Here is a 15,039-nt window from a genome sequence, read left to right as displayed (position 1 = left end):
TTAAGCGGCGTGGCTCACGATGTAGCGGAATTTGCCGGATTTTTCAGCGGGGATGGCGTCCACCAGGTCTACCTGCACCTCCACCCCTGCTCCTAGGCGGCGCTTGAAACCATCAACGATCTGCGCCGGAGCACCCGGCAGAAAACCTGGCCCAGCCACCAGCAGTACCCGGGTTTTTTCGCGCGACTCCTGCACCACCTTGAACGACTGGACGCCCGCGAGGTCGCGCAAAATATAGATCAGCGAAAGGCCATGCATCACAGTGCCGTCAGCGGCAATCACGAAGTCGGTGCTGCGCCCCTGGATCTCTTTCAACAAAGGCAGACCGCGGCCACAGCTGCAAGTGGCGGTGTCGAGCACGCCGATATCACCCGTGCGGTAGCGTATGAACGGGAAGTCCTGGGTCGCCAAATGGGTCACCACGATTTCACCTGCCACGCCGGGTGGCTGCACCTCACCAGCTTCGTTGATGATTTCCACCACCAGATCTTCGGTCGTGATGTGCATGCCGCCAGCCGGGCATTCATGGGCAATGAAACCCGCATCCCGACCACCATAGCCGTTCGCCACGGGGCAGGCAAAAGTCTGGCTGATGGTGGCGCGTTGGTCATCGTACAAACGCTCCGAGGTCACGAATGCCACCTTGATGCCCAAGTCATCCATGGCGATACCGCGCTTTTGCGCATGGCGGGCAATCAAGGTCAGCGCCGACGGGTAACCAAACAGCATTCTGGGCCGCGTGCTTCGGATGGTCGCAATGAAGCCGTCAAGCTTGGTCTCCGACATTTCAAATGCGGGCAGCAACTGGGTCCGCATCAAGGTATCGCGCACCAGCTTCAATCGGTCCTGCGTGCCCAGCTCAATCGGCGAACCCCACACCACGATTTCTGGATCGCCAATATCCACGCCCCACCAACGGGTCGCTCGCCACTTGGCGGCTACATCATGGCTTACGCGCTTGGTACCAATGAAAAACACCAAAGGCTCACCTGACGAGCCTCCGGTATTGAAACGGGTCAAGCCCTGGGCATCCACATGTCTGAGCGCATCGGTGTTGGCCTTGATGCTGGCTTTGGTAAGGAACGGTAATCCGGCAAGGTCTTTGACGGACGAAACCTTGGCCGGATCAAACCCGGTCGCCGCAAACAAGTCACGGTAGTAAGGCACGTTGACTGCAACCTCGGCCAGGAACGCACGCAATCTCTGCACCTGGTAATCCGCCAGCTGTGCAGAAGACCACCATTGGGCATCCTCCATATGGCGGTGCACGGCAACGGTGGTGTGCTTTTTAAGCCGCTCTTGCAGCGGGAAAAGCACATTGGAGATCAGCTTTGTGTACAGATCCATTTTTTGAATATTGCCAGGCAACAAAAATTAGCGGGAAGCGCCTATGGCACTCTTGTATTGGGCCGCCAGCAGAGGGCCGACCTGGCTCCAGGTATAGCGCTGCACCCGGGCCAGACCAGCGGCATGCAGGCGCTCCCACAAGGGTGCCTCTTGCAGCAAGCGCAAACAGGCCTGTGCCATTGCGTCGGCATCTCCGGCGGGTACCAACAGCGCCGTTTCCCCGTCCTCCACCATGTAGGGGACTCCGCCCACGCGCGTACTGACCACAGGCACACCACTGGCCATCGCCTCCAACAGGGAGTTCGGCATGTTATCCGCAAGACTGGGATTCAACATGATATCGGCCTCGCGGTACAAGGCAGCCATGGCATCACGGTCCAAACGCCCCGTGAAATGCACAGCATCATCCAGGCCCAAATCGGTCACGAGTTGCCGCAGTTCGGCTTCCTGTGGCCCACTCCCGGCAATAGTCATGCGTGCTGCAGGCAAATGCGAGCGAACGCGATGAAATGCGCGTATCGCGGTAGCGTTGTCATACAAGGCTTCCAAATTTCGGGCTACCACCAGGTGCGCCGAGGCTCCCACGCGAGGGCCTCGCGAGTGAAAGCGTGCCAAATCAATGATGTTGGGCACGATCGTAGATGGCATATGAAAGCGGGCAAATATTTCTTGCAGAAAAGCCGAGGGTACGAGCAGCAGCGCAGTAGCGGCCATGGAGGTGCGAACCATGAACTGTGCGCTTTTCAGAAACTCCGCTGCTTCACCGCCCCGGTAGTTCACCACCACCGGCACACCACGCAGGCGCCCCACCCAGATCGCGGGAGCCGCAAACAAATGCCAGGACCAACCTGAATTTGCCATGATATGCAACACATCGCTACGACCCGCCGCACGCCACAAAGCCACGATATACGGAATCAACCGAAACAGCGCGCGGGCCCCAGGCAAACCTGCTGCCCACGCTGGACGGTACGGTGCATTGGTTTGAACCAGCGTGACCTCAGCCTGGTCTGAACGCAACAATTCAGCCAATTGCCGGGTTTGGTTGGCCATGCCGCCAGCGGGCGGCGGCAATGGTCCCACCAGCCCCACACGAATGCCAGCAAAGCTCATCCAGCCACGCGATCTGTTAGCGCAGCATAGGGGTCAGAATAATTCGCAATGCTCTTGGTCCAGTTACGCTCAGTCTCGACAAACTTGCGGCCAGCAGCACGCAGTTGCGCCCAACGCTCGGGCTCTTGCAACAACTTGACGATAGCTTCGGCCAATGATTCAACGCTGCCGGCTTTGAACAGAACGCCCGTGACACCATGGCGGATAAGCTCCTTATGCCCACCAACGTCGGATGCGACCAGCAAACGCCCCTGCGCCATGGCCTCCAAAGGCTTGAGAGGCGTTACCAGCTCGGTCAAGCGCATGGAATGGCGCGGATAGGCCAGCACATCCACAAGGTCGTAATAACGCTGTACTTCAGTGTGCGGCACGCGACCGGTAAATACGATCTTGTCTTGCAAACCAAGTGCCTGGGCCTGGGCTTTCAAGGCCGCATCCTGCGGACCACCACCCACCAGCAGCACGCGAACCTGGGGCATTTTCTCCAGAATTGCAGGCAAAGCCGACAGCAAAACATCCAGCCCCTCATAGGCGTAGAAAGAGCCAATGAAACCCACGATGGTGCAACCCGCAAGACCCAGCTTGGCCTTCAAGGCATCATCAGGAACGCCGCCCACGTCAAAGGCGTCGATATCGACCGCATTTGGAATGACGGTTACTTTGTTAGCCGCAATGCCCCGCGCCACAATGTCAGACCGCAGTCCTTCGCAGATGGTGAAGACATGGTTCGCCTGCTTGAGCGCCCGGGTTTCCAAGCTGCGCGTGAAGCGATAGCGCAAACTGCCCTCTTCCGTAGTACCGTGGTCCACGGCAGCATCCTCCCAGAAGGCACGTACCTCATACACCACCGGAATCCCCAAGCGCTTACCCACCCGCAATGCCGGCAAGGCATTCAGAACAGGAGAATGGGCATGCAAGATATCCGGCCGCACCTGCTCGGCAACCTCTTGCAAACGGCGCTCTACATGGCGCATCAATGCCAACTCACCCAAGCCAGGCAAACGCATGACACTGGATTCCGGTGTGGGCGTCCGATAAAAATGCCAGCCGTCCACCGTCTCCTCCGGGCCACTTTCGGCAGTGTGCTTTGGAGTCGTGAGATGAAAGGTTTCCCAGCCTAGCTTGCGCTGCTCCCGCAAAATGGACAGGGTTCGAAAGGTATAGCCGCTGTGCAGTGGGATGGAGTGGTCCAGTACATGCAATACGCGCGTCATACTGCCACGCCTTCAGCCTGTGCAGGCAGCGCAATATCACTCTGCATCACATTGCGCAAAAAGGCTTCAAACATCAACAGCGTCCACAAAGGGGCACTGTAATCACGGGCTCCAGAGTCATGTGCATTGACCAGATGCTCCAGATATTCCCGGTTAAACCAACCAGTCTCCGCCAAGCGAGGCCCCAGCACCGCATCACGAACGCGCTGGCGCAAAGGTCCCCGGAACCAACGGGCCAAGGGCACGGAGAAACCCATCTTGGGACGGTACAAAATATCGTCCGACAAACGCGGCTCCATCGCCTTTTTAAGCAAATACTTGCCCTCTTGCCCTTTGATCTTGAGAGAAGAGGGCAAAGTTGCCATCCACTCAACCAGTTCATGGTCCATCAAGGGTTCGCGCACCTCCAGCGAATGGGCCATGCTTGCACGATCCACCTTGGTGTTGATGTCACCCACCAAATAGGTTTTCAAATCCAAATACTGGATCAAGGCAAGAGGATCGTCGGTGTTCGCCTTTGCGGCGTGGTGATCAAACACCTCTTGGGCGTTGTAACCCGCAAGCTCACTCTTGAAGCGCGTACTGAACAATTGCTCACGCATCGGGTCACGCAGTATCGAGACTGAATGGAAATAGGCCTCTACCGAACTGCGAGAAAGGCCTTCAAACGTAGTTTTGGCCCGGAAGATGCGAGGTGCCCAATCCGCCTTGGGATACAAGCGCCCTAGTGTTTTGAATAAGGGTTGACGCAACGCCTGCGGCATGGAGGCGCGCATCTTTTCCTCCATCAAGTGCAAACGGTAACGCCGGTAACCACCAAAAGTCTCGTCCCCCCCGTCCCCCGACAACGCCACCGTCACATGCTTACGCGCCAACTCGCATACACGGTAGGTGGGAATGGCCGAGCTATCTGCAAATGGTTCGTCGTACAGACTGGCCAAGGTATCAATCAGATCGAAATCGTCGCTCTTCACCGTCTCTACACGATGGTTGGTCCGGTATCGGTCTGCCACGGTTTGCGCAAACGCTGACTCATTGAAAGCTGGATCATCAAAAGCGATGGAGCAGGTGTTGACTGGCTCGGCAGACAAATCAGCCATCTCCGCTACCACGGCGCTAGAGTCCACCCCCCCCGACAAGAATGCACCCAGCGGAACCTCGGCAATCATCCGCAAACGCACGGACTCTTTCAGCCTGACATCCAGCTCCGCACAAGCCTCTTCCGCACTGATCTTGCTATCCAGACTAAAACGCACGTCCCAGTACTGCTCGGGCTCTGCCAAAGCTTGCCCTCTGCGCAAAGTCAACGTATGCGCTGGTGAAAGCTTTTTTGCCTGACGGAAAATGGTCCGCGGCTCGGCAACATAGCCTAAAGCAAAATATTCTTCTACGGCCAGCGGATCCATATCGCGCTTGAGACCACCATGGGCCAACAATGACTTGAGCTCGGAGCCAAACAGCAATGTGCCGTCGTCCAAATGGGCGTAATACAGGGGCTTGACCGCCAAACGATCCCGCGCCATGAAAAATGTCTGCTGGTTACGATCCCACAAAGCAAACGCAAACATACCGCGGAAGCGCTTGACGCAATCTTTGCCCCAAGCCTCCCAGGCATGAACAATCACCTCGGTATCGCTACGCGTACGAAATACATGGCCCAGGGCCTGAAGCTCGGGAATAAGCTGCTGGTAGTTGTATATCTCGCCGTTGAAGACCACCACAACAGAACCATCTTCGTTGAAGAGGGGCTGCTGACCCGTAGCCAAGTCAATAATCGACAGACGCCTGTGCCCAAGACCCAAGCCGGGTTCCAGATAAAGATCACCCTCCACCGGTCCGCGATGGTGTTGCGATTCATTCATACGGTGAAGCACCGCGCGGTTGATATCTCGGCTGCCACGGGTATCAAAAATGCCAACGATTCCGCACATGGTATTTATTTTGTATTGAGAGGTGTTTGGACAGCAACCCTTGCCGCACCCAGGAGGCGATCGTACAAGCCTTGGTAGGTCGCAACCATGGCAGCCATGCTAAATTTTTCTTCGGCAAGCCGGCGCCCTGCTTGCCCCATACTCTTGGCCAACATAGGTGCCGTAGCAAGCTGCACCACACCGCGCGCCAGCGCCTCTGAATCACCAGAAGGCACGAGCAAACCGGTTTCCCCTTGCACAACCAAGTCAGCATTCCCGCCCACCTCCGTCGCAATCACAGGCAAACCGCTCGCCATCGCCTCCAAGATTGTGTTGGAAATACCCTCGGCTAGCGAAGGCAATACAAAACAATCCAGGCTGCGCATCAACTCCGCAATGTCCTGGCGCTCGCCAGGCAGCCAAGCAATATCGGATAAGCCGGCAGCATCCAAGACATCTTGACACTGCGAGCGCAACGGCCCGTCCCCCACCATAACCAGCCGCAAACGTGCTCTCAACTCTGGAGCGATTTCAATCGTTCGAACAAACGCTCTGGCCAAATTAAGCTGATCCTTTACCACCTGCATACGCCCGACAGTACCCACAATCCATTCACGTGGCTGCCGAAATGGAAAATCAACAGGTAAAGAATCCGAATTCGTCTCAAAAGGACGAAACTTGCCAGAATCAACGCCGTTGTATACCTGCGTGACACGTGAGCCAGAGATTTTGACTCTATCTATTAGATAGGCAGCCAAATCACGAGAAAGTGCCAAGTAGTGAGAAACGAATGGACTGTAAATTCGCCGAATCCATTGGTGCTTCTTACTCAAGCCCGCCAAATCTTCTTGATCACGACCATGCTCACCATGAACACGAACACGCACGCCTGCAAAAAATGCCGGAACCACCACTTCAAGGGCTGCCAAGTTCCGAGTGTGAACAATCGCCGGGCGTAAGGCTCGAAACAATTTGAATAAACGTGGATACAGCCAAATCGCATGCCCTGGTGTTTTATGCAAGGCAATAAATTCCACATCAGATCGCACAATACGGTAGCGAAAGTCGGTAACGTCCGTTAAAGCCAAAATAACATGGCGATAAATCGATACAGGCATTTTATTAATCAAATTAACAACGCCATTCTCTAGGCCACCTGTATCAAAGCGGTACATCACGTGTACCACAACTGGACGTGAATCAACTATAGACGCCACAACTTATAACCGGCAGCCTGTATAGCATCACCGTCAAAGGCCGCCTTAACGTCGATAAAGGCTCCACCCTTAACAAGTTTTTTGGAGAAATCCTCGACAGAAAGCGCTGCATACTCTTTGTGTGCAACTGCCGCAACAATAGCATCAGCACGGGGCAAATCATCCCACTTGGACAAATGCACACCATATTCATGCACAGCCTCCTCTACATCGGCTTGAGGATCTGTAACAAATATTTCAACACCGTAGGAGCGCAACTCTCTAATAATATCGATCACCTTAGAGTTTCGCAAATCACCACAATTTTCTTTAAATGTCAAACCCAAAATATTAACTTTAGCACCCTTAATATAACTACCAGAAGCAATCATATTTTTGATTGTTTGCTCAGCAATGAATTTCCCCATACTGTCATTGATGCGACGACCGGCCAAAATAACCTCTGGCTGGTACCCCAGCATGGCGGCCTTATGGGTTAAATAATAGGGATCCACACCAATACAATGCCCCCCCACTAACCCGGGACTAAACTTCAGAAAATTCCATTTGGTACCAGCGGCAGCCAAAACCTCCGAAGTATCGATGCCTATTTTGTCAAAAATAATAGCCAACTCATTCATCAGTGCGATATTCAAATCTCTCTGCGTATTTTCAATAACTTTCGCCGCCTCGGCAGCCTTAATAGACGATGCACGATGCACACCAGGCACAATAATAGTTTCATACAGCCGAGCAACTTTTTCAAGGGTTTCGGGTCCGTCGCCAGATACCACTTTTAAAATCTTAGTCAGCGTATGCTCTTTGTCACCGGGGTTAATTCGTTCAGGTGAATAACCCACAAAAAAATCTTGCTTCCACTTCATTCCCGATTCGCGCTCAAGCACAGGAATGCAAACCTCCTCTGTTGCACCGGGATAAACGGTCGATTCGTATACAACGATCGCACCTTTTTTCATGTTTCGGCCAACACTAGTACTGGAACCAATTAATGGTTTGAAATCCGGTATATGCGCGTCATCAACAGGTGTAGGCACTGCAACAACAATAATATCGGCCTCACCTAACATTTTAGGATCGGCGGTATATACCGCATGAGGAGATGCTCGCATTTCCTCATCAGACAGTTCCCGAGAAGGATCGATACCGCGATTACAAGACTCCACTTTAGGTAAAGATATATCAAATCCAATCGTTCGGAAATGCTTACCGAACTCAATGACTAATGGGAGCCCGACATAACCCAAACCAATTACAGCAACAACACTCATAAATCACTCCATTTATCAATATTAAATAAATACATCAATTATTTTTAATTTTGTAAAGAATAGACTTCAACCCAACATAATTATCCAAAAAAAATCCATTCAACACATCATCAGCATTGACATCTTCAACAATTCTTGTACTCAAGATAACTACAGCCGAACCATCCCCATGCCCTAAAATTTTTTGAAACGCACTATAAACTATCGCAATGTAATCATTATTCGTAACAAAACCATTAATCCAATAAAATTGCCAAACAGCAAGCCGCACCTCCCCCTCTGGAAAACCGACGCCTCGAAGTACTGTGGTACGTATTGGGATAGATTGCGAATCTATTTCAAGAGACTGTACGCTCGAGGCAACTTTTGACCAATGCGGATCTGCACTAGTTACCAGTACATTGTCCGAAGAAATCATCTTGTGGCCATAACTTTGCCCGACGTAGTATCCCAAAAAAGCATCAACAGTTTTACCGTTTTTTTCAAAACTTCTAGAAAAATTAAGTGCAGTATTTTTGTACGACGGCAAAAAATTAGAGTGAGTTTCCTGCCTGGATACCCAATTAAATTTAACATCCGAAAAGCTAGCCAAACCCTTTAAATTATATGGAGCAACATTATCTATAGCAGCCTTCAGCAAGAGGGGGCAGGTTAACAGAAAAATAACTGCAGCAAAAATACCAACGAATTCAACAAACATATTCGGTTGCAATCTCGTCGCAATTGCATTAGAACGCGGATAAAACTCAATAAATGCTTCCGACCATCGCGCCCCTACCCAAAACATTACTGCAATAACAAATCCAAAAAAAAGCCAACCATAAATAATGTGATCCACACCAGTAGCAATTTTATTCGCAGATAAATGCCCTAAAATGACAATAAGATACGCACGAATCCAATTCGCAAAAATAGGCACAGCAATGGATATCAAAAGAAAAATAAATCTTCGATAAATGGACCTATAGTTTAAATAAGCGAATAACGCACCAACGGTAACCGATGCAATTAAATATCGAATTCCACTGCATGCTTCCACGACTGACCAATTCCCAGAAGGAATAACAAATTGCAATCCCTCGCGATATACGGGAACACCACTAAATCGCAACGCAATCACAGTAAAGTCTGCCGTCCATTCCATCAATTGAGGAAAAAGAAACTCCCCCAATGGAACAGCAAAAAACAAAAAACAGAGTGGGAATAAGATAATTCTAAATATCGTGTAGCCGAACAATGCAGGAACAAGCAACACAATGGATGCCATCGCCATCAGTTGAGTTACAGAATTCACCGCAACTACATCACCCAAAACCCATGCAGTAATAACAAAAAATAATGGGATTAGAAACCAAAAATTAGGCCGGGGAACTTCAACAACAATGACTTTACGCTTCCGCCAAATTAACCACAAAGAAATTGGTGGCACAACAAAGCCGTGAGCAAATGTTTCGGAACGAGACCATATAGCTAGCATTCCAGAAAAGCTATTTTTAAAAACAATGAAGTCAATAAAAACAAGAAGCATCAACGAAATTAATGCATTTCGCCAAATCTGCGAAGAGTACATCTTGACGCTATTCATGGAGTAAATGAAAGGTTGGCTCATCAAGATACTGATCGATTTGGGATAAATGGGCCGTCCAACTATATTTTTCCTGAACCTTGCAACGAGCGGCCTCACCTACTGAATGAGAAAGATCCACGGAGTTCAATAATTTATTAATTTGATAAAAGAACTCATCAGAACTCTCCGCAGAAAGTAGATCCGTTTCTGACTCAACGGCCATACTATTAACACAGATTGTCGACGCAACAACAGGACAACCCATAGCCATCGCTTCTAAAATTTTATTTTGAATACCGCGTGCGATTCTTAAAGGTGCCACTACAACCGAAGCAAACTTCAAGTAAGGCCTAACGTCCGCAACCGTACCAGTCACTACCACAGAGTCCGATGCCAATGCCAAAACCTGGGTACTAGGGTTTCTGCCTACTATATAAAAGTATAGATTTTTACGTACACGCTGTAATTTAGGAAAAATTTCGTCAACAAACCAAACTACCGCATCAATGTTTGGCCAATAATCCATTGCACCAGTAAAGACCAAGAACCGAGAATCTGGCCCGAAACTCCCCACCTCAAATGGAGATGAACATGAAAAATCTGAAGAAAAATATTCCGAATCGACCCCGTTATTAATAGTTGAAATTTTATCAATACACTCAGGAGCTAGATCTTTAAAAAGCGAGGACTCATTATCGGTCACAAAAAAAGATTGTCTTGAGCGAGTAGCAACAAATCGCTCATACTGGAGTAATTTGGTAGCTTCGCGACGATAAACCAAAGACATTGGGAAAATATGCTTCAATGCATATTCAGACCATTTCAAAGAATCCACATCCACAAAATCTACCAATATATCTATATCACTTACATAATCCACATACTGAGACATCGCAGAAGAAAAAATTATTATCTTATCAATCTTCTTTTTTAAAAGAAGATCTCTAACCCACTCCCGAAGAGAGTTATTAAAATAATAACTCAATGTTAACGGTGAATTATGAAAAATCCCAAAGATACTTCTAAATTTAGATTTAAAAGAATTTATTTCCAAAAATAATGAATCGACACAAAATTTCTTAACCTCCGGAATATATGCCACATCAAGTGGGTCATCAATAAATGCTCCCAAATATATATTATGATGAAGCGACAGATATTTTAATAAATGAAAAGATCGAACCTTATCTCCTTTATTGGGAGGAAAAGGTATTCGATGCACAAGGTAAAGTATATTACTCAAGACATCAGCCCAAATTTCTAACAATAAATGGACCGATAAAATTAGCAGCACCGATAGGAAGCTTCCGCCAGGCAGCAATCAGTAAGCTGTATTTTGAATTCAATGGATTATTTTGTGGAACCGAGTCTCGATTCAGCAAGCGATACTCATAGGCCAACGGCGTAGCTTCAAAACCCCAATTCCTTTTAAAGGAAAATGAACCTGTACCTATCTTACTTCGACCAAAGTCAAATATCTTATTCCCACGCAAACAAGATCTACGCAACAACTCCCAATACTTGAAATCATTTGCCGCGAGATCTCGTGCCTTTTCATTATCACCCGCATAATAAGGCAAAACTTCATCTCGAAAATAAAAGCTAAAAACACTACTAACGGGATTGCCAGCGTCGTCTACCACCGTTAAGATTTCACAAGCCCCTTCAAACTGTTTGAGTAATGCATCAAAATATTTTTTTGACATAGGTGGTGTACCATGCCTATGAACATTATCTGCATATAAGCTAAAAAACCTATCTGACTTAGTATCAAGCTGACTAGTCAGATTATTCTTTATACCCTTTCTAACCATTGCCCGTTGCTTACGCGGAATTTCAAGTAGATTACCTTCGACATCAGGCAATATTTTCTTTCGAAAAGTAACATAGATATCCTGAGATGGCCAATCAGAATGGCGAGGATAGATATTTTTAAACTCTACGTAATCAACACCAATTTTTTGAGAAATCTTGTATGCCTCATCCTCCAGTAAAATAGCGGCATCAGCATTTTCAAAAGCCACTCCAGCATAAACGGCAAAAGGCAAGCTTGTTAAAGATTTTCCAAACAAAAAGCTATTTACATGCGCAAGGGGAAGCACCGCAACAATCAAATCATCGATTTCCGCATACAAGTAATATGTTTGATGCTGAAAAACGTCATTTATAATATTTTGCCATCCTGATCGATGGAAAAAAGTTGCGTTTTGACATCTTTCGACAAAAACATCCCACGCATTTTCAATAAACACATCGCCTCGAACAAGTTTTTTTATACTTATCGAAGGCGTAGAAATATCTATCATTTAATTTATTTTTTCAAAGACTTAGAAAAATTTTATCCATTCGACTCCAATCGAAATCAGACAATAATCGCTTCAATTTACCCTCTGTTTTTTCAAGATTTACATAATGCCTAAATTTCGACTTCCAGTCAGCCCCAGGAATACGAGGCTGCATGGCATCAATTTCCCAAGGGTGAAAGTAAAATATAGCCGGCATTTTCTCCCTTGAATTAACTCGATTCAACATCCAGTTAGATAGTGCATATGGAAACAATCTAAAATATCCGCCGCCGCTAGATGGAAAATTTTTATTCAAAAATCTTAATGTTGTAATTGGAATTTCCAATAAACCTTTTCTTGACTCATAAGGAAAACGTGGAGAATTCGGCATTCCATAATGATCATGTTGAATCGGATAAATGCTAGAACTATATTTGTAGCCTGCTTCCAACAGAGAATCAAACGCCCAGAGATTCGCTTCCCCAATTGAAAAACTGGGCGCTCTGTAGCCACGAACTTCAACACCACCGATATCTTCTAAAATATTTTTAGACAAAACAATATCAGACAAGAACTTCGAAGCAGTTAGATCACTAACGCGTTCATGGCCATATCCGTGGCTAGCTAATTCATGACCTTGATCGACTATAAGTCGAACCATATTGGGATAACGTTCGGCAATCCAGCCCAACGTGAAGAACGTAGCCTTAACATTGCGAACATCAAGTAAGGTCAGTATGGAGTCGATATTCTTTTCCACCCTACAATCCAAACTATCCCAACTCGAACGTGAAATATAAGGAGCAAAAGCAGAAACTTGAAAATAGTCCTCCACATCGATGGTCAATGCATTAAAGATCTTTTTTTCAGCCATAGATCAATTCAATTTTGAGGAAATGAAGATATCCAAGTCCATAAATCTGCAGCAATTCTCTCAGCGGCATGCCCATCCCACAATTCAGGCATTCTCCCTTTTTTACCATTGCCAGCAAGCACCTGATTAACACAGTTCATAATGGCATCGTGATCAGTGCCAACCAGCGTATTGGTTCCCTGTTCAATAGTAATCGGGCGCTCAGTATTCTCACGTAAGGTTATGCAGGGAACACCCAGGGCGGTGGTTTCCTCCTGCAAACCGCCGGAATCTGTCAGAACTAATGCAGCATTGCTCATTAGGCCAATCATTTCCAAGTAACCTTGCGGTGGCAATAAAACAATCTTGTTGGTATCAATTGCACGCAGCAAATCAAATTTCTCAAGATTTCCACGAGTTCGTGGATGCAACGCAAAAATCAAGGGCAATTTTTTAGAGATCAAAGATAAATCGTCAACTAATTTAGATAAAGTCTCCTTCTCGTCAACATTGGACGGGCGGTGCAGTGTAACTACGCCATAACCATTTTTACCGCTCAAAATATCGGGAGAAATGCCATAAGAACTCAAAGTATCAGATGCGCTTCGGGCAATTTTTTGACTGAACTTAAGAGTATCAATCATTACATTGCCAACAAAACAAATACGAGCAGAGGGTATGCCTTCTAAATGTAAATTTCCTTCCGCGTTGCGTTCAGTTGTATACAACTTATCCGCTATCTGATCGGTCAAGATACGATTAATCTCCTCAGGCATTGAGCGATCGTGGCTCCTCAAACCAGCTTCTACATGGGCAACCGGAACGTGCTTCTTTACAGCGACCAAAGTGCAGGCCAACGTCGAATTGACATCTCCAACAACCAGAACACATGATGGATCATTTTCGTCCAGAATAGGCTCAAATCGACGCATAACCTCGGAGGTCTGAATTGCATGACTTGCGGAGCCAACTTCAAGATTAATATCCGGTTTAGGTAACTGCAAATCCTCGAACAAACGATCACTCATGTCTTTGTCGTAATGCTGTCCTGTATGAACAAGTAACACTGGAATAACGGGGACATGAGAAGAAAATGCCCTCAATATCGGGGCCATTTTCATGAAATTGGGCCTTGCTCCAACTACACAAATTACGGGTTTTTGTGAAGGCAATTTTTCCATTATTTTAGATCTTTCGAATTATTTATTACTGCATCAAAGTATTGTTTTAGCATGAAAAGTATTTCACTATTTGACTTTTCCAACCTTAGCAGACTTTGTTCTAAGCGCTCAGCATGCAGATCATTACTTATACAATCTATTTTCTTGGAAAATTCATCTAGTAAATTATGAACTTCTGATGATTTAATATCATACGAAGTAAGTACCGAATTTCCAAATTCATTTAATGAACCATTTGAATTTTCTCCGTTCAACGAATTGAACGAAGATCCGGACTCCTCTCTCATCTCTCGCGAAACAGTAGCCACATCATCTGATGTCAATATTTCTTTGTTTTCTAAAAAACCCAATAATAATAATCGATCGCACACTGCATTTATTCGACGAGGAACTCCTCCACTTATATTAAAAATTTCGTCAAACGCAGCACTCTCAAATTCAGGACGACCGGTGCTCCCTGCGCATTTCAATCTATGCTGTATATAACCTTGTGTTTCGTCCAGATCCATGGGACCAATATGACAAGCAGCAATTACTCTCTGCCGTAATTGCTGCATCTGCGGATGCTGGAGAACCTCGCGAAACTCAGGCTGCCCAACTAAAAAACTCTGCAACAATGCTTGCTTACCATATTGAAAATTCGATAGCATCCGTAATTCTTCAACAGCACGGGGAGTTAAATTTTGCGCCTCATCCACAATCAGTAAACACCGTTTTCCTTGAGTTGCTTGACTTACAAAAAATGCCTCCAACGCCAATAAAAGATCCGCTTTCGATACATCTTTAACCCGCACACCAAAAGCTGCGGCTACCAAGCGCAATGTATCATCAGCATCTAATTGCGTACTGACTAAACTTCCGGCAATTACTTTGTCAGCATCAAGGCTATCAAGCAAGCCACGAACAATTGTGGTTTTTCCAGCACCGATCTCACCGGTGATAACAATAAAACCTTCATTTCTGAGTACCCCATACTCCAAATATGCTTTGGCTCTATTGTGTTGTTTGCTTGAAAAATAAAATGCCGGATCAGGATTAAGCTGAAAAGGCTTAATATTTAAACCATAAAATGATTCATACATAG

12 protein-coding genes are annotated in these 15,039 nt (G+C 47.1%); all 12 read right to left on the bottom strand.

The features are described 5' to 3' along the window. From AC07R0_RS05985 to AC07R0_RS05930, 12 genes are read right to left on the bottom strand one after another with little or no spacing between them, the layout of a single operon-like run. Positions 1–1,347, bottom strand: a complete 1,347-nt coding sequence (locus AC07R0_RS05985; RefSeq protein ID WP_495104166.1) for a phenylacetate--CoA ligase family protein — start codon at positions 1,345–1,347, stop codon at positions 1–3. Positions 1,348–1,374: 27 nt separating this feature from the next. After that, positions 1,375–2,400, bottom strand: coding sequence for a glycosyltransferase family 4 protein (locus AC07R0_RS05980; protein ID WP_495104165.1), 1,026 nt, complete (start codon positions 2,398–2,400; stop codon positions 1,375–1,377). Between the two features lie 56 nt (positions 2,401–2,456). Then, positions 2,457–3,674: a TIGR04063 family PEP-CTERM/XrtA system glycosyltransferase gene (locus AC07R0_RS05975; protein WP_495104164.1), complete on the bottom strand. Its 1,218-nt coding sequence runs from the start codon at positions 3,672–3,674 to the stop codon at positions 2,457–2,459. Beyond that, positions 3,671–5,605, bottom strand: a complete 1,935-nt coding sequence (locus tag AC07R0_RS05970; protein ID WP_495104163.1) for an XrtA/PEP-CTERM system amidotransferase — start codon at positions 5,603–5,605, stop codon at positions 3,671–3,673. Before AC07R0_RS05970 ends, AC07R0_RS05975 begins: the two co-directional genes overlap by 4 nt. A 5-nt stretch (positions 5,606–5,610) precedes the next feature. Beyond that, positions 5,611–6,771 carry a TIGR03088 family PEP-CTERM/XrtA system glycosyltransferase gene (locus AC07R0_RS05965; RefSeq protein WP_495104162.1) on the bottom strand — a complete coding sequence of 387 codons (1,161 nt, stop codon included), beginning with the start codon at positions 6,769–6,771 and terminating at the stop codon, positions 5,611–5,613. Between the two features lie 17 nt (positions 6,772–6,788). Further along, complete coding sequence (locus AC07R0_RS05960; RefSeq protein ID WP_495075847.1) at positions 6,789–8,069, bottom strand: nucleotide sugar dehydrogenase; 1,281 nt, start codon at positions 8,067–8,069, stop codon at positions 6,789–6,791. A gap of 34 nt (positions 8,070–8,103) precedes the next feature. Beyond that, positions 8,104–9,654: an exosortase A gene (xrtA, locus tag AC07R0_RS05955; protein ID WP_495104161.1), complete on the bottom strand. Its 1,551-nt coding sequence runs from the start codon at positions 9,652–9,654 to the stop codon at positions 8,104–8,106. Further along, positions 9,647–10,858, bottom strand: a complete 1,212-nt coding sequence (locus tag AC07R0_RS05950; protein ID WP_495104160.1) for a TIGR03087 family PEP-CTERM/XrtA system glycosyltransferase — start codon at positions 10,856–10,858, stop codon at positions 9,647–9,649. The genes xrtA and AC07R0_RS05950 overlap by 8 nt, the downstream gene beginning before the upstream one ends. A gap of 25 nt (positions 10,859–10,883) precedes the next feature. After that, positions 10,884–11,942, bottom strand: coding sequence for a FemAB family XrtA/PEP-CTERM system-associated protein (locus AC07R0_RS05945; protein WP_495104159.1), 1,059 nt, complete (start codon positions 11,940–11,942; stop codon positions 10,884–10,886). Between the two features lie 13 nt (positions 11,943–11,955). Next, on the bottom strand, positions 11,956–12,795 hold the full coding sequence (locus AC07R0_RS05940) for an XrtA system polysaccharide deacetylase (protein WP_495104158.1): 840 nt from the start codon (positions 12,793–12,795) through the stop codon (positions 11,956–11,958). An 8-nt stretch (positions 12,796–12,803) separates the two neighbouring features. After that, positions 12,804–13,955, bottom strand: a complete 1,152-nt coding sequence (gene wecB, locus AC07R0_RS05935; protein WP_495075852.1) for a non-hydrolyzing UDP-N-acetylglucosamine 2-epimerase — start codon at positions 13,953–13,955, stop codon at positions 12,804–12,806. After that, positions 13,955–15,037 carry an XrtA/PEP-CTERM system-associated ATPase gene (locus AC07R0_RS05930; RefSeq protein ID WP_495104157.1) on the bottom strand — a complete coding sequence of 361 codons (1,083 nt, stop codon included), beginning with the start codon at positions 15,035–15,037 and terminating at the stop codon, positions 13,955–13,957. Before AC07R0_RS05930 ends, wecB begins: the two co-directional genes overlap by 1 nt. Between the last annotated feature and the right edge of the window lie 2 nt (positions 15,038–15,039).

It is taken from the genome of Rhodoferax sp. GW821-FHT07F03 (assembly GCF_059418745.1).
The sequence above is the reverse complement of the archived record's forward strand: the minus strand, read 5'-3'. Positions and strand labels throughout refer to the sequence as shown.